Source organism: Nocardiopsis kunsanensis DSM 44524 (assembly GCF_000340965.1).
GTDB classification, from domain to species: domain Bacteria; phylum Actinomycetota; class Actinomycetes; order Streptosporangiales; family Streptosporangiaceae; genus Nocardiopsis; species Nocardiopsis kunsanensis.
Map to the genome: position 1 here is coordinate 120,667 of NZ_ANAY01000006.1, position 22,272 is coordinate 142,938.

20 protein-coding genes are annotated in these 22,272 nt (G+C 69.7%); 5 read left to right on the forward strand and 15 right to left on the reverse strand.

Annotation, left to right across the window (positions count from 1 at the left end; translation table 11 throughout):
• The first annotated feature begins 48 nt into the window (after positions 1-48).
• On the forward strand, positions 49-1,545 hold the full coding sequence (locus tag D456_RS0104950; protein ID WP_017575051.1) for an FAD-dependent oxidoreductase: 1,497 nt from the start codon (positions 49-51) through the stop codon (positions 1,543-1,545).
• Here the strand turns inward: D456_RS0104950 and D456_RS0104955 are convergent.
• From D456_RS0104955 to D456_RS0104970, 4 genes are all read right to left on the reverse strand, one after another.
• A complete protein-coding gene (locus tag D456_RS0104955; RefSeq protein ID WP_017575052.1) occupies positions 1,467-2,516 on the reverse strand; it encodes a DUF5914 domain-containing protein in 1,050 nt (349 codons plus the stop codon). The genes D456_RS0104950 and D456_RS0104955 overlap by 79 nt on opposite strands.
• A gap of 62 nt (positions 2,517-2,578) precedes the next feature.
• Positions 2,579-3,526 (reverse strand): phytoene/squalene synthase family protein, encoded by a 948-nt coding sequence (locus D456_RS0104960; RefSeq protein WP_017575053.1) that lies wholly within the window; start codon positions 3,524-3,526, stop codon positions 2,579-2,581.
• Positions 3,523-5,034 (reverse strand): phytoene desaturase family protein, encoded by a 1,512-nt coding sequence (gene crtI, locus D456_RS0104965; RefSeq protein WP_017575054.1) that lies wholly within the window; start codon positions 5,032-5,034, stop codon positions 3,523-3,525. The genes D456_RS0104960 and crtI overlap by 4 nt, the downstream gene beginning before the upstream one ends.
• The gene (locus D456_RS0104970; RefSeq protein WP_017575055.1) at positions 5,031-6,095 is read right to left on the reverse strand and encodes a polyprenyl synthetase family protein; all 1,065 of its coding nucleotides are present in this window, start codon (positions 6,093-6,095) and stop codon (positions 5,031-5,033) included. Before D456_RS0104970 ends, crtI begins: the two co-directional genes overlap by 4 nt.
• Before the next feature lie 524 nt (positions 6,096-6,619).
• Between D456_RS0104970 and D456_RS0104975 the strand changes: the two genes are divergently transcribed.
• Positions 6,620-8,206, forward strand: a complete 1,587-nt coding sequence (locus D456_RS0104975) for a BCCT family transporter (protein ID WP_275040456.1) — start codon at positions 6,620-6,622, stop codon at positions 8,204-8,206.
• A gap of 61 nt (positions 8,207-8,267) precedes the next feature.
• Positions 8,268-8,753, forward strand: a complete 486-nt coding sequence (locus tag D456_RS0104980; RefSeq protein WP_017575057.1) for an Hsp20/alpha crystallin family protein — start codon at positions 8,268-8,270, stop codon at positions 8,751-8,753.
• Positions 8,754-8,826: 73 nt separating this feature from the next.
• Here D456_RS0104980 and D456_RS0104985 read toward each other — a convergent pair whose 3' ends face one another.
• The 4 genes from D456_RS0104985 to D456_RS0105000 form a co-directional block, all read right to left on the reverse strand.
• Complete coding sequence (locus D456_RS0104985) at positions 8,827-10,161, reverse strand: M16 family metallopeptidase (protein ID WP_017575058.1); 1,335 nt, start codon at positions 10,159-10,161, stop codon at positions 8,827-8,829.
• A 169-nt stretch (positions 10,162-10,330) separates the two neighbouring features.
• Positions 10,331-12,643, reverse strand: a complete 2,313-nt coding sequence (locus D456_RS0104990) for a polyribonucleotide nucleotidyltransferase (RefSeq protein ID WP_017575059.1) — start codon at positions 12,641-12,643, stop codon at positions 10,331-10,333.
• Between the two features lie 331 nt (positions 12,644-12,974).
• Positions 12,975-13,244: a 30S ribosomal protein S15 gene (gene rpsO / locus D456_RS0104995; RefSeq protein ID WP_017575060.1), complete on the reverse strand. Its 270-nt coding sequence runs from the start codon at positions 13,242-13,244 to the stop codon at positions 12,975-12,977.
• 231 nt (positions 13,245-13,475) lie between these two features.
• On the reverse strand, positions 13,476-14,426 hold the full coding sequence (locus D456_RS0105000; protein ID WP_017575061.1) for a bifunctional riboflavin kinase/FAD synthetase: 951 nt from the start codon (positions 14,424-14,426) through the stop codon (positions 13,476-13,478).
• 123 nt (positions 14,427-14,549) lie between these two features.
• Here D456_RS0105000 and D456_RS0105005 point away from each other — a divergent pair, with 123 nt between their 5' ends.
• Entirely contained in the window at positions 14,550-14,846 is a 297-nt protein-coding gene (locus D456_RS0105005) for a hypothetical protein (RefSeq protein ID WP_017575062.1), read from the forward strand.
• Positions 14,843-15,256 (forward strand): type II toxin-antitoxin system VapC family toxin, encoded by a 414-nt coding sequence (locus D456_RS0105010; protein WP_017575063.1) that lies wholly within the window; start codon positions 14,843-14,845, stop codon positions 15,254-15,256. The genes D456_RS0105005 and D456_RS0105010 overlap by 4 nt, the downstream gene beginning before the upstream one ends.
• Here the strand turns inward: D456_RS0105010 and truB are convergent, their stop codons facing one another.
• From truB to rimP, 7 genes are all read right to left on the reverse strand, one after another.
• Positions 15,257-16,144: a tRNA pseudouridine(55) synthase TruB gene (truB, locus tag D456_RS0105015; protein WP_017575064.1), complete on the reverse strand. Its 888-nt coding sequence runs from the start codon at positions 16,142-16,144 to the stop codon at positions 15,257-15,259.
• Between the two features lie 48 nt (positions 16,145-16,192).
• Positions 16,193-16,627, reverse strand: coding sequence for a 30S ribosome-binding factor RbfA (gene rbfA, locus D456_RS0105020; RefSeq protein ID WP_017575065.1), 435 nt, complete (start codon positions 16,625-16,627; stop codon positions 16,193-16,195).
• Complete coding sequence (locus D456_RS0105025; RefSeq protein ID WP_017575066.1) at positions 16,620-16,925, reverse strand: DUF503 domain-containing protein; 306 nt, start codon at positions 16,923-16,925, stop codon at positions 16,620-16,622. The genes rbfA and D456_RS0105025 overlap by 8 nt, the downstream gene beginning before the upstream one ends.
• Before the next feature lie 112 nt (positions 16,926-17,037).
• A complete protein-coding gene (gene infB / locus D456_RS25480) occupies positions 17,038-19,995 on the reverse strand; it encodes a translation initiation factor IF-2 (protein WP_026115581.1) in 2,958 nt (985 codons plus the stop codon).
• Between the two features lie 240 nt (positions 19,996-20,235).
• Positions 20,236-20,538 (reverse strand): YlxR family protein, encoded by a 303-nt coding sequence (locus D456_RS23680; protein WP_017575069.1) that lies wholly within the window; start codon positions 20,536-20,538, stop codon positions 20,236-20,238.
• Positions 20,539-20,551: 13 nt separating this feature from the next.
• A complete protein-coding gene (gene nusA, locus D456_RS0105040; protein ID WP_026115583.1) occupies positions 20,552-21,565 on the reverse strand; it encodes a transcription termination factor NusA in 1,014 nt (337 codons plus the stop codon).
• Between the two features lie 24 nt (positions 21,566-21,589).
• Positions 21,590-22,066 carry a ribosome maturation factor RimP gene (gene rimP, locus D456_RS0105045; protein ID WP_017575071.1) on the reverse strand — a complete coding sequence of 159 codons (477 nt, stop codon included), beginning with the start codon at positions 22,064-22,066 and terminating at the stop codon, positions 21,590-21,592.
• Positions 22,067-22,272 lie beyond the last annotated feature (206 nt).

Consider the following 22,272-nt stretch of genomic DNA (forward strand, 5'->3'; position numbering starts at 1 on the left):
ATCCCTGCCCCGGCGCCGAGCGGGCCACGTCCGACGCGGGTACCGCGGGTGGCCGTGGTGGGTGGTGGTGTGGCCGGCCTGGCCGCGGCGACCTGTCTGGCCGAACGCCGTGTCGAGGTCGTGGTCCTCGAACGCGAATCGGGCCTCGGCGGCCGGTTGCGCGGTTGGGAGACGACCTTGGCGGACGGGAGCACAGCCACGATGAGCCGTGGGTTCCACGCCTTCTTCCGCCAGTACTACAACCTGCGAGCACTGCTGCGGCGTGTTGATCCCGGCCTGTCCTCGTTCGTGCAACTGGAGGACTACCCGTTGGTCCATCGGGCCGGCCACTCCGACCGCTTCTCGGGGCTGCCCACCACTCCCCCGTGGAACGCCTTCGCCCTGGCCGCCACGAGCCGGAGCTTCCCGGCTCGGCAGCTGGCCGGCGTCAACGTGCCGGCAGCGCTGCAGCTGTTGGACGTGCAGTTGCCCGAGGTGCACGAGCGGATCGGCCACCGCAGCGCACGGGAACTCTTGGAGCTGATCCGTTTCCCCGAGGATGCCCGGCATCTGGCCTTCGAGGTCTTCAGCCGGAGTTTCTTCTCCGCCCCCGAGCAGCTCTCGGCCGCGGAGATGGCCGTGATGTTCCACCTGTACTTCCTCGGTTCGTCCGAGGGACTGTGTTTCGACGTGCCACGGTCGCCCTTCCCCCGGGCCCTGTGGGACCCGTGGGAGGCCCACCTGTCGGGGCTGGGTGCGGCGGTGTACACGGGAACGTCCGTGTGCGGGGTCGGGCCGCGCGGAGGCCCGGGGTACTCGGTGGCGTGGGAGCGTGGGGGAAACCTCCGGGAGGAGGCCTTCGACGGTGTCGTGCTGGCCACCGACCCGGCCTCGCTCCCCGCTCTCGTGGAACGTTCCCCGGAGCTGGGTGACCCCGCATGGCGCGAACGGGTGGCGGGTGTACGCACCGCCCCGCCCTTCCTCGTCTCGCGTTACTGGCTCGACCGTCCCGTGCGGCGGCACCGGCAGGCCTTCCTCGGGACCGGCGGGCACCCTACTCTGGACAACATCAGTGTCCTCGACCGTTACGAGGACGAGGCCGCGCAGTGGGCCGCGCACACGGGCGGCTCGGTGGTCGAGCTGCATGCCTACGCCCTGCCGGAGGGGTGCTCGGAGCAGACCGAACGGGACTCCCTCTGGCACCAGGCCGTGTCCGTTTACCCGGAGTTGCACGGGGCCCGATCCGTGGACGCGCGCCACGAGTTGCGGGCCGACTGCCCTCTCTTCCCCCCGGGCGGGCACGGGCGCCGGTGCGGGATCACCACGTCCGAGCCGGGCCTCGTCATGGCCGGTGACCACGTACGTGTGGACCTGCCCGTGGCACTCATGGAGCGCGCGGCCACCAGCGGGATCCTGGCGGCCAACACCCTCCTGAGCGGCTGGGGGCAGCGGGGCCACCCCGTGTGGAGTGTGCCCCGCCGCGGCCGTCACGCGCCCTTGCGTGTCCTGGCGCGGGCCTCGCGTGGTTCCGGTTCCGGCCGGCGCGCGGACGACCGGAGCAGGTGACGCCGCTCGGCGTAGGCGAGGTCGTCCCGCCACAGCCGCCGGGACGCCATCCGCATCAGGGGGCGTACGGCCCCCGCGGCCCGGCGGGCGAGCGCGAAGCCGGTCCGTTCGGAGGTGGCGACGGTGGCCTCCACGACCGCGGTGCGTGGTACACCGTAGGCGTCCGTGCCCAGGGGCGTGGCATGGGTCTCGACCACGCTTCCGGACCCTTCGCCCTCGATGATGCGCATGACGACCGTACGCGGCTCCGGGCAGCTGAACTCGGCCCGGACGGGTACACCCCACCGGCCCATCACCTTGAATCCGACCTGGACGACCATCCGTGTGGGGTCGGGGACGCTCTGCCCGGACACCTCCTCCACCCGTAGGGCCACGAAACTGTAGGGGTGGAACCAGGAGCCGTGCCAGGGATCGAGGCGGTTGGCCACGACGTCCCGAGGTTCGCACTTTCCTGCCACGCTCTCGACCGCGGCGATACTGTGCTCGGCCGGAGGGCGTTGGGCGAGCACGGGTGCGTCCAGGGGTTCCTCACCGCCCAGGTGGTCCAGGCGCACCCAGAGCAGGATCCCGTCATCGTGCACGGGGTAGGGGCTCCAGCCCGGGAACCCCTCGGGTCCGAGGGAGAGGCCGTGCCAGCGGCACACCACCCGCCCGGAGCTGACCGCACCCCTGCACAGCGGGGCCCCCAGATGGGGGCAGGCCCCCGGTCCGGCATGGGCGCCGCCGTCGGCGGTACGCCAGGCCACGACCTCGTTGCCCGCCACGAGGCGGCCGAAGGGACGGTCGGAGCGGACCTCCTCGCTCGCGGCGAGGACGTACCAGTTGCCCGAGGGCAGCGCGGTGGCGTGGTCGAGTGCGGCGCCGATACGGGCGGGCGCTGCCTCCCGCCAGGTCGGTCGCTGGTCGGTCCAGGTCTCCGGAGACAGGCGGCGCAGCGGGTAACGGCGCGGGGTCGGGTCGGGCAGTGTCATGGCGGCTCCTCGGAGCGGTCGCGGGCCCTGTCGGCGTGGTGGCGGGGCCGGGGGCGGAGACGTCAGGGGCGCGAGAACGCGCGTGCCCAGAGGGCCCGCACCAGGGCGGGCCCAGCGGCGGCCGTCTTGCGTGCGTCGGAGACGCCGTGGCGGATCCGCCACACGTCGTGTTCTGCGATCCGGATCTCCTCCAGGATCGCCCGGTACAGACGGAAAGCCGTGGCGACACACGGCCTGGCTACCGGGTCGAGCATCGCGATACCCGGTTCCGCCAGGTCGTAGAGCCGGTGGTTGACCTCGGTCATCTCGGCCAGGACGGCGCGCACACGCCGGTCGTTGGTGCCGGTCCGGGCGCAGTGTTCGAGCAAGGACCGGTCGGCCCCGTACGCCTCCAGCACGTCCTGTGGCAGATAGACCCGGCCCCGCCGTAGGTCCTCGGCGACGTCCCGGAGGAAGTTGGTGAGTTGGAAGGCCTCGCCGAGGGCCGCCGCGTGCGGGGCCGCCTGCTCCCGTGGGACCACCGTTCCCAGGACCGGGAGGACCTGCAGGCCGATGACGGCCGCCGAACCGTACATGTACTCGCGCAGGTGCCCCAGGTCGGCGTAGTCGGTGACGGTGAGGTCCATACGCATCGAGCGCATGAAGGCCCGGAAGTACGAGCCCGGTAGCGCGTGGCGGCCGACGGTGTGCGCGAGCGCCCGGTGCACCGCCTCCCGTGGTTCTTCCCCTTCCAGGGCACGCCGAAGGTCCTCCTCGATCGTGTCCAGGCGGGCGTGTTGGTCCGCGGTGCTCGTGCCGGCCCCGGGTTCGTCGACGATGTCGTCCACCCGGCGAGCGAACCCGTAGAGCACGTGGACGGAGGGGCGCCGGGCCGGAGGCAGCACACGTGTGGCCGTGAAGTAGGTCCGCCCGTGGTGCGCGTGCAGGCCACGGCAGAGCAGGTAGTCGTCCCGGAGCGGGCCCGGCCCGATCCCGGCCGCGTCGAGCTCGGCCCTCGCTGTGTCCCTCATCCTCTGCCCCGTTCCGACCGTTCGAGGATGCGGTGTGCCGCGAGTTTCCCGGAGACGAGCACGGTGGGCAGCCCGACGCCCGGTGTGGTACCGCAGCCCGCAAGAACCGCGTTGCGCGTGCCTCGGACAGTGTTGCGTGGACGGAAGGGGCCGGTCTGGGCGAAGGTGTGTGCGAGCGAGAACGGTGTCCCGTACGCCATGCCCTGACGTTCCCAGTCGGCCGGGGTGACCAGCCGTTCGGCGCACACGGAGGAATCCAGCCCCTCCAGTCCCCTCTTCTCGAGTGTGGCCACGATGCGGTCCCGGTAGCGCGGCCCCTCCCGGTCCCAGTCGATGCGTCCGGCACGCAGGTTCGGGGCGGGTGCGAGGACGTAGTGCAGGTGCCGTCCGGGTGGTGCGAGCGTGGGATCGGTGAGGGTCGGCCGGGTGACCAGCAGTGAGGGGTCGCTCATGGTGGTTCCGCCGTCGACGATCTCGGTGAAGGTGCGTTCCCAGTGGTGCCCGAACAGGATCGTGTGGTGCGCGAGTCGGTCCCAGGTGCGGTCGGTCCCCAGGTGCAGCACCACGGCCGAGGGTGCGTAGCGGTGCGGGACCGGGCGGCGCGGCCGGTGGCCCAGCATGCGGTACGCGTCGGGCAGGTCGTTGGTGAGGACGACGTGATCGCACGGCAGGCGTTCGCCGCGGTCGGTGTGCAGCGCGGCGATCCGGTCGCCGTGCCTCTCCAGCCGCCGCACGGACGTGCCCAGGTGCACACGCGCGCCCGCCTCCGCGGCGGCCGAGGCCATGGCTGCTCCGACGGCCCGGAGCCCGCCCTCGGGGAAGTACACGCCCGCGACGGTGTCCATGTAGGCGATCACGGCGTAGGCGGCCAGGGCGCGCTGGGGCGGCACACCGGCGTAGAGGGCCTGGAAGGAGAAGAGGCGGCGCAGCCGCTCGTCCCGCAGATGTCGGCCGACTGCCGGGGCCCATCGGCCGAATCCGCCCATCGCGGCCAGGCGCACCAGGTCGGGGCCCAGCAGGTCCAGCGGTGAATCGAACTGGGCGTCGATGAACGAGCGCATCTCGATGCCGTACAGCCGGGTCAGCCGGTCCCTCAGACGCAGGTAACCGACGGCTTCCTCGACCCCTGAGGTCCGGGCCACCTCGGCAGCCATCCGTGTGCGGTCGGTGTGGACGTCGATCGATGAGCCGTCGGCGTAGAAAGCCCGGTAGGCGGGGTGCAACGGGATCAGTTCCAGCCTGTCGTGCACCGAGTCCCCGACCGCCCGGAAGGCCTCGTCCAGCAGTTCGGGCATGGTGAGGACCGTCGGTCCGGTGTCCACACGGAAGCCGTCCATGTCCAAGCGCCCGGCCCTGCCTCCGGGATGGTCCTGGCGTTCGACCACGTCGACCTCGTAGCCGGCTCCGGACAGGTGGAGCGCGCAGGCCAGGCCGGACAGCCCCGCACCCACCACGGCGACCCGTGCGCGGCGGCCGGCCGTCCCCGTGGCGGGGCGTCCGCAGTTCACGGCGTTCCCGCTGCACGGGCGAACTCGTCCAGTCCCGCCCGGACGGCCGGTGGCAGGCCGATGCGGTCCAGGTGTGCGATCCCGGATCCGGCGAGCTCGGCGCATCTGTGCTCCACGTGTTCGCGTGCGCCCACCCGTTCCAGGGCACGGGCGGCCTCTGCGACCGGGGCACCCTCGTGACCGACCGCCCGCAGGGTCTCGATGGCACGGCGGTCACCCTGGCGTTCGGCGAGTTCGGTCCCCATCGCCAGGAGCAGGGTGGTCTTGCCCTCGCGCAGATCCTCACCGCCGGGCCGTCCGGTGGTGCCGGTGGTGCCGAAGACGTCGCGCAGGTCGTCGCGCAGTTGGAAGGCCACACCCACGACAGCTCCGTAGGAGCGCAGGGCGGCAACGGTCCCATCGGGGGCTCCCGCCATGGCCGCACCCAGATGCAGGGGGCGTTCGACGGTGTAGGAAGCGGTCTTGAGCCGGTCGATCCGCAGCGCGGCCTCAGCGTTCCGCGAGCCCTGTGCTTGCGCGTTCAGGTCGAGGAACTGTCCCACGACCATCTCGGTGCGCATCTGCCGCCAGACACCGCGGGCCTCACGGGCGCCAGGCAGCTCTTCCAGGGCTTCGGCCACCAGGTCGTCGGCCCGCACCAGGGCCAGGTCGCCGGCGAGGACCGCCATGGAGATCCCGTGCCGGTCGGGGTCCCCGAGGAGGCCGCGGTCGCGATGGGCCCGCGCATGGGCCACGTGGCACGAGGGGGCGCCGCGCCGGTGCTCGGCCCGGTCCATGATGTCGTCGTGGATCAACGCGAAACAGTGGAGCAGTTCCAGTGCCGCGCATGCGCGCAGGGCGGCGCCGCCGAGGTGGCCCTCGGCGGCGCCGCCGCCGACCGTCCATCCCCACCAGGCCAGGACCGAGCGCATGCGTCGTCCGCCCCCGCGTGCGAAGTCGGCCAGCGGGACGACCAGGTCGGCGGCGCAGTCGGCGTCCAGGCCGCGCACCGCCGAGACGAGTTCGTCGAGGGTGCGTCCCAGGAGGCGGTCCACGGCCGCCCGGGTCTCCTCGCGGTGCACTGGCCGTGACGCTCCGGGGCTCTTTCCCATGGCCTTCACGATGAGCACCCCCAAACTCGCCACCCGGGTGCTTCCCCGGAGGTTCCCCGTGAGTCGAACTATCGCACCCGCCGTACGTAAAAGCGTGCTGCGAACCACGGCAGTGTCCAAGTCCGCGCCGAGGCGGCGAGGGGATGCCCGTTTCCACGGCCTCCGCGGAGGGTGTGTGCACCCTTTTCTCCAGCGCACAGCCGCTCGATCCTGTTGGCCGGCCGGCCAGGGCGCCGACCGGCCAGGGTTCGGGGACGGAGTCCCCTTGACACCTCAGGAGGTGAATGGCTACTGACCAGGCGTCATGTCGGACAAATTCCGAACACTCCACGCTCTACCTCGCGCTTTACGTCTGAGCGCAGGAGATCTAACATCCCTGCGGACCATAAGCTCTGCCGGCAGCAGGCCGGCCCGTAACCAGACCACCCGTTCAAGGGATCCACAACACCGATCGGGGCTGGGAAGGAGCCACCATCTCATCCCTGCGTACCTACATAAGAGAAAAAACGAACCCAGCGGTCTTCGGCATCTCGGGGATCGTGATCCTCGCCTTCATCGTCCTGGGCGTGGTTTTCACCGACCCCATGCTGGAGGCCACTGAGAGCACCCGGACCTGGCTGGGCGAGAAGCTCGGCTGGGTCTACGTCCTGTCCACGACCTTCTTCGTCGGCACGGCGATCTTCCTCATGTTCAGCCGCTACGGGAGGATCCGACTGGGGCCCGACGACTCACGGCCCGCGTTCGGCACACTTGCCTGGTTCGCCATGCTGTTCACCACCGGCATGGGAATCGGCCTGGTGTTCTGGGGGGTCGCCGAGCCGATCGAGCACCTGCACGGCCCCCGTTCGGCCGACCTCGTGGTTCCCGAGGGCGAAACGCCCCCACCCGAGGGGGCCACCGAATCAGTGGCCCTGACTTTCTTCCACTGGGGCCTGCACCCCTGGGCCGTCTACATCGCGCTCGGTGTCTCCCTCGGATACTTCGCCTACCGCAAGGGGCTGCCGCTGCGCCCCGCCTCGGCGCTGTACCCGCTCATCGGTGACCGTGCCTTCGGCTGGCCCGGCAACCTGGTCGACATCCTGGCCGTCTTCGGCACCATCTTCGGCATGGCGACCTCGCTCGGTCTGGGCACACTGCAGATCAACGGTGGCCTGAACTCGGTCTTCGGGATCCCGATCAACAATGCCGTGCAGACGCTCATCATCATCGTCATCACCGCCGTTGCGCTCTTCAGCGTGCTCTCGGGCATCGACAAGGGCCTGCGCCGCCTCTCGGTGATCAACCTGTGGCTGGCGTTCATCTTCCTGGTCTTCGTCTTCGCGGTCGGCCCGAAGTTGTGGATCATCAGCACCATGACCACCGGTGCGGGCGAGTACCTGGCGAACGTGGTGCCGTGGAGCCTGTCCTTCCCGAACCCCGCATCCGATGCCCTGGCCGCCGAATGGACACAGGCCTGGACCATCTTCTACTGGGGTTGGTGGATCTCCTGGGCGCCCTTCGTGGGGATCTTCCTGGCCCGCATCTCCTACGGCCGCACCATCCGCGAGTTCATCATCGGTGCGCTCTTCGCGCCCACCGCCGTCGGCATCCTGTGGTTCGGCGTGTTCGGTGGTTCCGGCCTCTACTACGAGCTCTTCGAGGGCGGTGGTTTTGCCGGGGGCGACGAGGCCGAGGCAGCCTTCCACCTGCTGGACCTCCTGCCGATCGGCGGCGTGGTGGCCACCTTGGCAGCTGCTTTCCTCATCGTCATCGTCGCGATCTTCTTCATCACCTCCGCGGACTCCGGCTCGTTGGTGGTGGACATGCTCACCAACGGGGGCTCCCGCAACGCCTCCAGGATCCAGCGCGGGTTCTGGGCAGTGGCCCTGGGAGCCGTCACACTCATCCTGTTGACATTGGGTGGCGAGGACGCATTGTCCGCGCTCCAGGCAGCATCGGTGACCACCGGACTGCCCTTCGCCATCGTCCTCATCCTGATGCTCGCGGGCCTGTTCAAGGGGTTGGGATCCGAATCCCGGCCCGGCGCCCCCAAACGCAGCCGGGCCGAGGACCGATTGAGCGGTAAGTCGGTCGGGGACTGATATTCCGAACGGAACCCGCACACGACCGGCGCACAGCGGCCTCTGAGGAAAGGAGGGAACAATGGCACGGAGAAAGTTCAGCAACCCCTTCCACGGGGTGGCGGACATGATCACCGAGATGAACCGGATGTCCGACTCGATCTCCGCGATCGAGACGACACAGGCGGGTGAGCGCGAACGCGGGTTCGCCGATGCCTGGAGCCCGGCGACGGACATCCTCGCCAAGGGCACCGACCTGATCGTCCGGTGCGAACTGCCCGGCACCTACGACAAGGACGTCGCGGTCAGCCTCGCGAACGGTGTCCTGGTCATCAGCGGTGAGCGGCACCGCGAGGAGGACGAGAGCGCGCAGTACTACACCTCCGAGCGGTTCATGGGCTCGTTCCGGCGGGAGATCAGCCTGCCGGAGGGCATCGAGGAGGACGACATCGAGGCCGCCTACGGGGACGGTCTCCTGGAGGTCGTCGTGCACGGTGCAGCCCACACCGGCGGCCCGCAGGAGATCACGATCAAGAAGCGCGGGCGCCCCCGGGGCCAGCGCCTCTGAGGGCCTCCGCACACGACGGTGCCCGGACCGATCCTCGGATCGGTCCGGGCACCGTTCTCGTGTGCCGGTCCGGTCAGAACTCACGTCCCTCGTCGTAGGGGCCGATGACGGCGAGGGCCCGCGGACGGTTGAGCAGGTCGGCGGCGACCTCGGCGACGTCGGCCTCGGTGACCGAGTCCAGACGGGCCAGGTCCTCGTCGACCGAGTAGTGGCGGGGCTGGTTGAGCTCGTGCGAGAGGATGCGCCCCATACGCGCGTTGGTGCCCTCGCTGCCGAGCACCATCGCACCGCGGATCTGGCCCTTGGCACGGCTGAGCTCCTCGGAGGTCAGGCCGGAGGAGGCCACCTTCCCGAGCTCCTCACGGCACACCCCGATGACCTCGTCGATCTTGTCGGGCAGGCAGCCGGCGTAGATCTGGAACGACCCGGTGTCGGCGTAGGACATGTGGAAGGCCTGGACCGCGTAGGCCAGACCACGCTTCTCCCGCACTTCCTGGAACAGCCTCGAGGACATTCCGCCGCCCAGTGCGGCGCTGAGAAGCCTCAGGGCGTACCAGCGCGGGTCGAGCCGGGTCATCCCCTCCATCCCCATCAACAGGTGCGCCTGCTCCGTGTCACGGGAACGCAGGACGGTCCCCCCGTGCACGGGGACGGAGGGTTCGGACGGGCGCGGGCGGGAGGGCCGGGCGTCCCCGGCGGCGGCGAGCCGGTCGGCGAACATCTCCCGTACCCGCTCGACGAGTTCGGCGTGGTCCAGGCTGCCGGCGGCGGTGACGACGAGCTCGCCGGGCACGTAGGCGTCCCGGTACTGCTCCATGATGCGTTCGCGCGGCAGGGCCCGGATGGTGTCGATGGTGCCGAGGATCGGACGGGCCAACGGGGAGGTGCCGTAGAACTTCTCGGCGAAGACGTCGTCGACCAGGTCGGCGGGCTCGTCCTCGTACATGGCGATCTCCTCGAGGATCACCCCGCGCTCGGTCTCCACCTCCTCCGGGTCGAGGGTGGAGTTGGCGACCATGTCACCGATGACGTCGACGGCCAGGGGCAGGTCGCGGTCGAGTACCTTCGCGTAGTAGCAGGTGTGCTCCTTGGTGGTGTAGGCGTTGTGGTCGGCGCCCACACTGTCGAGCTCGGCAGCGATGTCGAGCGGGGAGCGCCGCGGGGTGCCCTTGAAGAGCAGGTGCTCCAGGAAGTGCGCCGAACCCGCGTGTGCGGCGTCCTCGTCACGCGAGCCCGTGGTCGCCGAGATCCCGAACGCCGCCGACCGGACGCCGGGCACGCTCTCGGAGAGCACACGCAGGCCGCCGGGCAGCACGGTCCGCCGGACCAGTCCGGAGCCGCCCGTGGGCTCCATCAGGGTCACGGTCGAACCCGGCTCCTGTTCGGCTGCGATGGGCACAGAGCTCATGAAACCTCTTCTTCGTCTCGCGGGGGAATCGTGCGGGGTCCTCCGGGACCCGTGTGGCCCGGTGGCCCGTGGCGTGGCCCCGTCGGACCACAGGACCGTCGAAAACACGTGTCGGGGGCGGCCGTACCCGTGCAGGATACGGCCGCCCCCGTGGCGTCGTGCCGTCCGATCAGGTGTTCTCGGAGCGGCTCGCGCTGCGGCGGCGACGGCGGCGCGGGGCGGCCTCGTCCTTGCCGTTGTCCTTGGTCTCGTCCTTGCTGCTGTCCTCGCCCTTGCCGTTGTCGGCGGGACCGTCGTCGGCCTTGACGGCCTCGGACTCCACGACCTCGACCGGGACCAGCGACAGCTTGCCGCGGTCGTCGATCTCACGGATCTCGACCTGGATCTTCTCGCCGATGCCGATGACGTCGTCGAGGTTCTCGATGCGCTGGCCGCCGTGCAGCTTACGGATCTGCGAGATGTGCAGCAGACCGTCCTTGCCGGGCAGCAGCGAGACGAACGCACCGAACGTGGTCGTCTTGACGACCGTGCCCAGGTAACGGTCGCCGACCTCGGGCATCGTCGGGTTGGCGATCTGGTTGATGGTGTCCCGTGCGGCCTCGGCGGAGGGGCCGTCGGTGGCACCGATGTAGATCGTGCCGTCGTCCTCGATGGTGATGTCGGCGCCGGTGTCGTCCTGGATCGAGTTGATCATCTTGCCCTTGGGGCCGATGACCTCGCCGATCTTCTCGGTCGGGACCTGGACGGTCAGGATGCGCGGGGCGTGCGGGCTCATCTCGGCCGGACGCTCGATGGCCTCCTGCATGACGTCGAGGATGGCCAGGCGGGCGCCACGGGCCTGCTGCAGGGCCAGGCTCAGCTGCTCGGCGGGGATGCCGTCGAGCTTGGTGTCCAGCTGCAGTGCGGTGATGAGCTCGCGGGTACCGGCGACCTTGAAGTCCATGTCGCCGAAGGCGTCCTCGGCGCCGAGGATGTCGGTCAGCGTGACGAACTGGTCGCCCTCGCTGATCAGGCCCATCGCGATGCCCGAGACCATCTCCTTCAGCGGCACGCCGGCCGCCATCAGGGACATGGTGGAGGCGCAGACCGAGCCCATCGACGTGGAGCCGTTGGAGCCCAGCGCCTCGGAGACCTGGCGGATCGCGTAGGGGAACTCCTCGCGCGAGGGCAGGACCGGCAGCAGGGCGCGCTCGGCGAGGGCGCCGTGCCCGATCTCGCGCCGCTTGGGCGATCCCACCCGGCCGGTCTCACCGGTGGAGTAGGGCGGGAAGTTGTAGTTGTGCATGTAGCGCTTGGTCTTGTCCGGGTTGAGCGTGTCAACCGTCTGCTCCATGCGCAGCATGTTCAGGGTGGTGACACCCATGATCTGGGTCTCACCCCGCTCGAAGAGGGAGGAGCCGTGCACCCGCGGCAGCACGCCGACCTCGGCGCTGAGCTGGCGGATGTCCTTGGGGCCGCGGCCGTCGATACGGACCTGGTCGCGCAGCACGCGCTCGCGCATGAGCTGCTTGCTCAACGAACGGAAGGCGGCGCCGATCTCCTTCTCGCGCCCCTCGAACTGCTCGGCGAGCCGCTCGGCGACCTCGTTCTTGACCTCGTCGAGCTGGTTCTCGCGCTCCTGCTTGTCGGCGATGGTGAGCGCCTTGGACAGGTCCTCGCGGACGGAGGCCTCCACGGCCTCGTACACGTCGTCCTCGTGGTCCAGGAAGATCGGGAACTCGTCGGTCTCCCGGGCGGCCTGCTCGGCCACCGCGGCCTGGGCCTTGCACAGGACCTTGATGAAGGGCTTGGCGGCTTCCAGGCCCTCTCCGATGGTCTGCTCGTTGGGGCCCACCGCGCCGTCGGAGACCAGCTGCAGGGTCTGCGGGGTGGACTCGGCCTCGACCATCATGATGGCGACGTCGCCGTCCTCGAGCACCCGGCCGGCCACGACCATGTCGAAGGTGGCGTTCTGCAGCTCGGTGTGGGTCGGGAAACCCACCCACTGCCCGTCGACGAGGGCGACGCGCACGCCGCCGATCGGTCCGGAGAAGGGGATCCCGGAGAGCTGCGTCGACATCGAGGCGGCGTTGATGGCCACGACGTCGTAGAGGTGCTCGGGGTGCAGGGCCAGGACCGTCTCCACGACCTGGATCTCGTTGCGCAGTCCCTTCTTGAAGGAGGGGCGCAGCGGCCGGTCGATGAGGCGGCAGGTGAGGACGGCGTCCTCGGAGGGCCGGCCCTCACGCCGGAAGAAGGAGCCGGGGATGCGGCCCGCGGCGTACATGCGCTCCTCGACGTCCACCGTCAGGGGGAAGAAGTCGAGGTTGTCCTTGGGGCGCTTCGAAGCGGTCGTGGCCGACAGGACGACGGTGTCGTCGTCCAGGTAGACCGTGGCCGAACCGGCGGCCTGGCGGGCCAGGCGCCCGGTCTCGAAGCGGATGGTGCGGGTACCGAAGCTGCCGTTGTCGATCACGGCTTCGGTTGAGTAAACGCCCTCCATGGGCGACCTCCTACTACACGTTTCGTGCCGGACGGGCATGGTGCCCGCCGACATCTCGGGTCGGTGCCCGTGTCCGTGCCCCGGAGTTGATGACGACCGGTCATCGATCGAAGTCCTCGGCGTCCTGCGCCGGGGACCACTACCGAGGACCGGCCTCGACTCTGCGGCCGAGGAAGCAGATCACGGGCGTGTTCAGCGTCGTGTGCGGGTCGACGCGACCCACCGTGGTGGGTCTTGCAACACCTTACTAACAAAGAGGGAGTGGCCACGGCCACTCCCTCCCACAACACACCAGGGGCCGGTTCTGATCCCAACCCCTGGTGGTCACGTCCTACCGGCGCAGGCCCAGGCGCTCGATGAGCGAGCGGTAACGGGTGATGTCCTGCTCCGCGACGTACTTGAGCAGACGTTTGCGGCGGCCGACCATGAGGAGCAGGCCACGGCGGCTGTGGTGATCCTGCTTGTGGGTCTTGAGGTGCTCGGTGAGCTGGGTGATCCGGTGAGTCATCACCGCGATCTGGACCTCGGGGGAGCCGGTGTCACCTTCGGTGATGCCGTACTCCTTGATGATCTGCTGCTTGGTGGCGGCGTCGATCGACACGTCGCTCCTTCTCGTGATTCGGTACGCGGGAAGACTCCGGGGCCAGAGCCCCGGATCCGGACACGGCGACCGCGCGTACGAACAGTCACCGTCGCGTGTGCGTGCGGCCCGGCGCCGATCGGTCCGGTTGATCCGCTCCCCGGCGGAGCACGCCATGGGGGCACACGTGAACGTCTCGACCTTACCGCAGCGGGGGCAGTGCTCGCGCCCAGTGCACTGGTGCGACGGGCCTCACCCCTCGGCGAGAACCTTCCGGCAACGGTCGACGTCGCGGTTCATGGCCCGGACGAGCTCGTCCACGGAGTCGAAACGCTCCTGGCCACGGATGTGCACGGTGAATTCGACAGCCATGGGCAGGCCGTAGAGATCCAGGTCGTCACGGTCGAGCGCGTAGGCCTCGACGGTGCGTTCGGCTCCGTCGAAGGTCGGGTTCGTACCGACCGAGATCGCGGCGGGCCACCGGGACTCCTCCCCCGGAGCGGCGTCCGGACGGCTCATCCATCCGGCGTAGACCCCGTCGCCGGGGACGGCGGAGCCGGGCGCCAGGTCCATGTTCGCGGTGGGGAACCCGAGCAGCTCGCGCCCGCGCGCGGCCCCGTGCACGACCTGGCCCTCGACCCGGTGGGGACGGCCCAGGAGTTCGGCGGCGCCGGCCACGTCGCCCTCGGCCAGGAGCCCGCGCACACGTGTGGAGGTGACCGGGCCCCCGTCGTCGGAGAGCAGGGGCACCCCGCGGGCGGTGAAGCCGTGTTCCCCACCCAGCGCGTGGAGCAGGGCGACGGTGCCCGCGGCACGGTGGCCGAACCGGAAGTCCTCGCCCACGACGACGGCCGCCGCGTGCAGGTGGTCCACGAGCACGCGCCGGGCGAACTCCTCAGGGGGGAGTGCGGCCAGCTCCTCGGTGAAGGGCAGGACCACCACGGCGTCGGCCCCGCTCCGGCCGAGCAGTTCCACACGCCGGTCCACCGGGGTGAGCACGGACGGCCCCGTGCCGTGCAGGACGGCCTGCGGGTGCGGCTCGAAGGTCACCGCGACCACGGGCACACCGAGTCCGCGCCCGAGTTCGGCCGCGGCCCCGACGATGGCGCGGTGCCCGTGGTGTACCCCGTCGAAGACACCCACGGCCACCACCGAGCGTTCCCACCCGGAGGGGATACTCTCCAGCCCGTCCCATCGGCGCACGTTCGGTCCCCTTGCTCTTTTGCGTGAAGGTCGTCCCCCAAGCGTGCCACGCCCGCATCCCCGCCCTGCACACATGTCCGCAAGGGATGGCCAGAAGGTGGCATACTCAGTAGCATAAGTAGCATGGTTGACACCACCAAGAAATATTCCGTGACCCTGCCCGAGAACCTCGCCGAGGACGCGCGCACACAGAGCGGGGGCGCGGGGCTTTCGGCCTATGTGACCCAGGCTGTGAGACGGCAATTGCAGCATGATCGGCTGGCCGAACTCGTGGAGGTCCTCGAGGCCGAGAACGGGCAGGTCAACGACGGCCGTAAGAGCGAGGTCCGCGATGAGATGCGCCGGGCGTTGGAGGAACAGGGCGTCACCCCGTCGAAGACGAACAAACATCGGAGCACGGGACAAGAGGATGCAGCGTGAGCCCTACCCCCGAGCCTCTGGTCAGGACCATCGTCCTGGACAGTGAGGGCCTTTCCCGAGCGGTACGGCGCGAACGCACGGTCACAGACTGGCTCTCCACAGCGCTTTCAGGCGACATCACAGTGCTGACCAGCGCGGCCACCCTCGTGGAAGTCATACACCCGAAGATCAACCACCCAGCACTGGAGTGGACGCTCCCGCGTATCGTCGTCTCACCGGTGACCGAAGAGATCGCACGCTCGGCGAGCGCGCTCCTCGCCCGGAACCGGCTACACGGGCACCGACACGCGATCGACGCGATCCTGTGTGCCACCGCTCTCGCCGCGGACGGACCGACGGTCGTACTGACCTCCGACCCCGACGGCCTCAAAACGCTCTGTGCGGGAGGAGCGGGTGTGGTCAAGCTCTGATCACGCCGGGTCGAAGACCACGACGGGTTTCATGTGCCCCGGGCGGTTCTCCCCCAGGGCGACCACGGTGCCGTCGGGGGCGAACAACCCGATCGGGCCGTCGCCGAGCGAGCTGGGGCCGATCCGGTTCCCGTGCCGGATCCGCGCTGTCTCGCCCTCGTCCATGGTCCGCACGGGGAACGCGGCGGCCACGGACCGGGCCAGGGGCAGCTGCGTGAACTCCTCGGCGAGTTCGTCGAGGGTACGTGCCTGCGACAGGTCGTAGGGGCCCACACGTGTACGGCGCAGGGCGCTCAGGTGCCCGCCCACCCCCAGGGCCTCGCCCATGTCGCGGGCCAGGGAGCGGATGTATGTGCCGCTGGAGCAGGTCACCACAGCATCGACGTCGACGAAGACGCCGCCGGGGTCATCGACACGGCGCACCCCGGTGATCTCGAACTCCGACACGGTGGTCTCACGGGCCTTCAGGGCGGCCTCCTTGCCCTCACGGGCGGACTTGTAGGCCCGCTTCCCGTCCACCTTGATCGCGCTGACCTGCGGTGGGACCTGCTGGATGGTCCCGGTCAGGTCGGCGGCGGCAGCCCGCACAGCATCCTCGGTCACGGCTGAGGCGTCGCGGCGTTCCCCGGCCTCGCCCTCGGCGTCGTCGGTGTTGGTGGCCAGCCCCAGGCGGAAGGTCCCCTCATAGGTCTTCTCGGTGAGGGTCAGGTGTCCGAGGAGCTTGGTGCCCTTCTCGATCCCCAGCACCAGTACCCCGGTCGCCATCGGGTCCAGCGTCCCCGCGTGTCCGACCCGGCGCGTGCGCGCCAGGCGGCGGGTGCGGGCGACCACGTCGTGCGAGGTCCAGTCGGCGGGCTTGTCGACGACCACGACACCGCTGTCGGCCATGGTGCTCCTCATCGAAGAAGGGGCGGCGGCACGGGGCCGCCGCCGGTTCTACTCGTCCTCGGGCTCGCGGGGGGCCTTGTACGGGTCTGCCTCGCCCACCGGGGTGGCCCCGGCGGCCCGCTCGGCCTTCTCCTCGTCCTCGCGGCGTGCCTGGGCCAGCAGCTGCTCGATGTGCTGGGCATTCTCCTGCACCTCGTCGACGACGAAGGTCAGGGAAGGGGTGTGGCGGATCCCGGTCTGGCGGCCCACCTCACTGCGGATCACGCCCTTGGCGCTCTCCATGGCAGCGGCGGAGGCGGCCTGCTCCTCGGTACTGCCGAACACCGTGTAGTACACCGTGGCATCCCGCAGGTCAGCGGTGATGCGCGCATCGGTCACGGTGACAAAACCCAGGCGCGGGTCCTTGATGCGCCGGTCCAGCATCTCGGCGACGATGCGCTGGATGCGGTCGGCGATCCGGCGCGCGCGTGCGGCGTCAACCATCGTCTTCTTCCTCTTCGTTGAAGAGCCGCTGCCTGGCGGACAGCAGCTCCAGTTCGGGACGGTCCGCGACGAAGCGTTCGCAACTGTCCATCTGGTTCCTGGTGTGGGCGGCCGACGGTGCCACCACCGCCACACCGATCTTGGCCCGCCGGTACAGGTCCTGATCACCCACCTCCGAGACCGACACCGAGAACTTCCGGCGCAGTTCGGACAGGACCGGGCGGACCAGCGAACGTTTCTGTTTGAGCGAATGGACGTCACCAAGGAGGAGGTCCAGCGTCAGCGCCCCAACGTACAAGTGATCACCCGTGGTGTGTGTGAACCGTCAAAGGCGGGGCCCCGGCCGTGTGCCGGCCGGGGCCCCTCACGGATTCGGGCTCCGCGCGAGCCCGGAGTACACCCTGCTCCGATCAGTCGCGGGGCTTCTCCTTCATCTCGTAGGTCTCGATGACGTCCTCGACCCTGAGGTCGTTGTAGCCGACACCGATACCGCACTCGAAGCCCTCGCGGACCTCGGTGGCGTCGTCCTTGAACCTGCGCAGGGATTCCACGTTGAGGTTCTCGGAGATGACGACACCCTCGCGGATGAGGCGTGCCTTGGCGTTGCGGCGGATCAGACCGTTGCGGACGATCGAACCGGCGATGTTGCCGATCTTCGGCACCTTGAAGACCTCGCGGATCTCGGCGCTGCCGAGCTGGACCTCCTCGTAGATGGGCTTGAGGAGACCCTTGACGGCGGCCTCGACCTCGTCGATGGCCTGGTAGATGATCGAGTAGTACCGGATGTCCACACCCATGCGGTCGGCCAGCTCGCTGTTCTTGCCCTCGGGCCGAACGTTGAAGCCGACGATGATCGCATCTGCGGACGTCGCCAGGTTGATGTCGTTCTGCGTGATCGCACCGACACCGCGACCGATGACGCGGATACTGACCTCGTCACCACCGGCGTCGATCTTGAGCAGCGACTCCTCGAGAGCCTCGACCGAACCGGAGGTGTCACCCTTGATGAGCAGGAGGAGCTCGGAACGCTCGCCCTCCTTGAGGTGCTCCTGCCAGGTGTCGAGGGTGACCCGACGGGCCGAACGCGCCTGCTGGGCGAAACGCTCGCGCGCCTCACGCTGCTGCGCGATCTGCCGCGCGACCCGGTCGTCCTTGACCACCAGGAAGTTGTCGCCGGCGCTGGGCACGTTGGTCAGACCCAGGACCTGCACCGGGCGGGACGGCTCTGCGCTCTCCACGTTCTGGCCGTGCTCGTTGAGCATGGCACGCACACGGCCGTGCGCGTCGCCGCAGACGATGGAGTCACCGACGTTGAGCGTTCCGCGCTGCACCAGGACGGTGGCCATGGAACCCCGGCCGCGGTCGAGGTAGGCCTCGATGGCCAGTCCCTGGGCCTCCATCCCCGGGTTCGCCTTGAGGTCGAGCGCCGCGTCGGAGGTCAGCACGACCGACTCCAGCAGGGCGTCGATGTTATCGCCCTTGAGGGCCGAGATGTCGACGAACTGCACGTCGCCGCCGTACTCCTCGGCGACCAGGCCGTACTCGGTCATCTGGGCACGGACCTTCTGCGGGTCGGCACCCTCGACGTCGATCTTGTTGACCGCGACCACGATCGGCACTTCTGCCGCCTTGGCGTGGTCGATGGCCTCGGCCGTCTGCGGCTTGACCCCGTCGTCGGCGGCCACGACCAGCACGGCGATGTCGGTGGCCTTGGCACCACGGGCACGCATGGCGGTGAACGCCTCGTGACCAGGAGTGTCGATGAAGGTGAGCCTGCGCTCCTCCTCGTCGACCTCCGTGGCGACCTGGTAGGCACCGATGTGCTGAGTGATCCCGCCGGCCTCGCCGCTGACGACGTTGGCCTTTCGGATGGTGTCCAGCAGCCGGGTCTTACCGTGGTCGACGTGACCCATGACGGTGACCACCGGCGGACGCGGACGCAGGTCCTCGTCACTGCCCCTGTTCTCACCGAAGTCGATGGAGAAGGACTCCAGGAGCTCGCGGTCCTCGTCCTCGGGACTGACGACCTCGACCTTGTACTTGAGCTCTTCACCGAGCAGGACGAGGGCCTCGTCCGGCAGGGACTGGGTCGCGGTGGCCATCTCGCCCAGGTGCATCATGACCTGGACCAGCGACGCCGGGTTGACGTCGATCTTGTCACCGAAGTCCGAGAGAGAGGCGCCGCGCGACAGACGGATCGTCTGGTTGTTCCCACTGGGGATCTTCACGCCACCGAAGGACGGGGCCTGGAAGTCGTGGAACTCTTGACGACGCTGCTTCTTGGACTTGCGGGAACGGCCCGGACGGCCACCGGGACGACCGAACGCACCAGCGGTACCGCCGCCGCGGCCACGACCGCCGGGACGACCGCCGAAGCCGCCGGGACGACCACCGCCCGGACGCGGGCCTGCAGGTGCACCGGGACGACCGCGGCCGCCACCGCCACCCGGGCGGCCGCCACCGCCACCGCGGCCACCGCCCGGGGGCGGGGTCGGGCGCGATGCCGGCATGTTCATCGGGCTGGGGCGCGGAGCGCCCGGACGCGGACCCGGCTTCGGAGCGCCACCGGGACGCGCGGAGCCACCGGAGCCGCCGGAGCCACCGGAGCCGCCGGAGCCGCCGGCGGGCGGACCGGGACGGGGCCCGGGACGCGGACCCGGCTTCGGGGCGCCGCCACCGGGACGCGGGGCGCGTTCGCCGCCGCCCTGCGGGCCCGGCTTCGGGGCACCGCCGGAGCGCGGGCCCGGCTTCGGGGCAGGCTTGTTGGTGCCCATGCCGGTGGCGTTGGACGCGAACGGGTTGTTGCCCGGACGGGGACCGCTCGGGCGCGGGCCCGGCTTCGGGCCGCGGCCGCGCTGCTCACCGCTCTGGGGACGGCCGCCCTGCGGGCCCGGCTTCGGACCGGGCTTGGGAGCCTCACCCTGCGATGCAGGCTTGGGACCCGGCTTCGGACCGGGCTTGGGCGCCTCACCCTGCGGAGCGGGCTTGGGACCCGGCTTCGGGGCAGGCTTGGACGCCTCACCCTGCGGAGCGGGCTTGGGACCCGGCTTCGGGCCAGGCTTGGGCGCCTCACCCTGCGGAGCGGGCTTGGGACCCGGCTTCGGGCCAGGCTTGGACACCTCACCCTGCGGAGCGGGCTTGGGACCCGGCTTCGGGGCAGGCTTCTTCTTGGCTTCGGCATCGCTGTCGCCGTTGCCGCCGCCGTTACCGGATTCGTTGAAGGCTTCCTTCAGGCGTCGTACGACCGGAGCCTCTATCGTGGAGGATGCCGAACGGACGAATTCGCCCATGTCATTGAGCTTGGCCAGGACGACCTTGCTCTCTACGCCGAACTCCTTGGCGAGTTCGTATACCCGGACCTTCGCCACTACTCTCCTTCAGCTTCGGTCCGGGGCTGGGCACGTACCGGACCGTCGTTAGCTTGAGTTACTACTCATCGCTGCGTACTCATCAGGCGCTCATCGCAATCTCGACCTGCTTCCTCATCGCTACACAACAATGGGCCGGTTCTGCATGCCCACGCAGCACCGTTTCGCCGGCCTCGGTCATGACAACCCTGAGACCGGCCCAGACATTCCAACCCTAACCGGATTCGTGATCCGGTGAGTCTACGGGTCCGGGCCGAAGAGAGCCGCCACGCGTGAGTCGTCCCACGCGCCGACTCCCCGGGGGACCCCGGTGCGGAAGGCCCGCGACCAGGCTCGACGGCGTTGCGCCAGTTCCAGACAGCGCCGGTCCCGATGCAGGTGAGCGCCGCGCCCGGGCAGTCCTCCCCGGATGTCGGGCGTGACGCGACCGTGGTCGTTGACGAGCCGCACCAGATCTGCCTTCGCGGCACGGGTGCGGCACCCGACGCACGTACGCACGGGGCGCTCGGGACCGTCTCCACCCACCATATCGTGTTCGGGCATGGGTGCGATCCGATCAGCCCGCCGAGGGCGGTACGTCGGAGGGGTCAGCGATCTCGCCCACGCCCTCGCCCTCGGGCTCGGCATCCGAACGGATGTCGATACGCCACCCGGTGAGACGCGCGGCCAGTCGGGCGTTCTGTCCCTCCTTGCCGATGGCGAGGGACTGCTGGTAGTCGGGCACGACGACACGGGCCACACGCGCGGCCAGGTCGAGGATCTCCACCGAGTTCACCCGCGCCGGCGACAGGGCGTTGGCGACGAGCTCCGCGGGGTCCTCCGAGGAGTCGACGATGTCGATCTTCTCGCCGTGCAGCTCCGCCATGACGTTGCGGACACGGCTGCCGAGCGGACCGATGCAGGCACCCTTGGCGTTGACACCGCCCCGGTTGGAGTGCACCGCCATCTTGGTACGGTGCCCGGCCTCGCGGGCGATCGAGGAGATCTGGACCGTGCCGTCGGCGATCTCGGGGACCTCCAGCTCGAAGAGCTTGCGCACCAGGTTGGGGTGGGTGCGCGACAGCGTGACCGACGGGCCGCGGTGGCCCTTGCGGACCTGCACCACGTAGGCGCGCAGCCGTTCCCCGTGGACGTACTCCTCCGTGGGGACCTGCTCCTGCGGGGGCAGCACCGCCTCGACCTTGCCGAGGTCGACCAGAACGTTGCGGGGATCCTTGCCCTGCTGGATGATCCCGGAGACGATGTCGTTCTCGCGGCCGGCGAACTCGCCCAGGGTCAGTTCGTCCTCGGCGTCACGCAGGCGCTGGAGGATGACCTGTTTGGCGGTGGAGGTCGCGATGCGCCCGAACCCGGTGGGGGTGCCGTCGTACTCACCGACGACCTCGCCCCCTTCCCCCGTCTCGGACACCCACACGGTCACGTGCCCGCTGGACCGGTTCAGTTCCACACGGGCGCGCCTGTCGGTGCCCTCCTCGCGGTGGTAAGCGATCAGCAACGCGTCCTCGATGGCTTTGGCCACCAGCTCGACCGCGATGTCCTTCTCGCGCTCCAAGCTGCGAAGGACGCTCATGTCAATGTCCACGGGGCTCCCCCTCTAGCCCGCCGCGTCGTCGTCGCGACGGAATTCCACCTGGACCTTGGCCTTGGCGATGTCGGCGTAGGCGTAGGTCCGGGGCTGACCCTTGACCTTCAGGGTGGCGCCCTGTTCGTCGGAGTCGACGACACGGCCGGTGACCGGCCCTCCCTCGGTGAGGTGGACCTTGACCATCCGGCCCCGGGAACGGCGCCAGTGCCTGGGTTGCGTCAGCGAGCGCTCGGCTCCGGGCGAGGTGATCTCCAGGACGTAGGGCGTCTTCCCCATGACGTCGGAGGCGTCCAGGGCCGTGGAGGCCTCCTGCGAGACCTCACCGATGGCGTCCAGACCGACCCCTTCGTCGGAGTCCACGGTCACACGCAGGATCCGGCGTTTACCGGCCGGGGTCAGCTCGATTTCTTCGAGGTCCAGCCCGGCCTGTGCCAGGACCGGCTCCAGCAGCTCGACGATGCGCTCGTCACGCTCCTGCGCTCCCATGTCGTGTTCTGCCCCTCACAACGGCGAAATTCCGCCCGCGAGGCCTGGTGGCCTGTGACCGGGGCGGTCCAGCTCTGTACGTAGTCTGCGACGAATCGGCCCGCTTCCCGGGGGGAACGCGAACCTGCCGCGCATCGCGTGCGACGGCGGCTGTGCTGCACAGGGTATCCACTCCTGAGAGCTGCCAGGTCGCGGTCCGTGGCCGG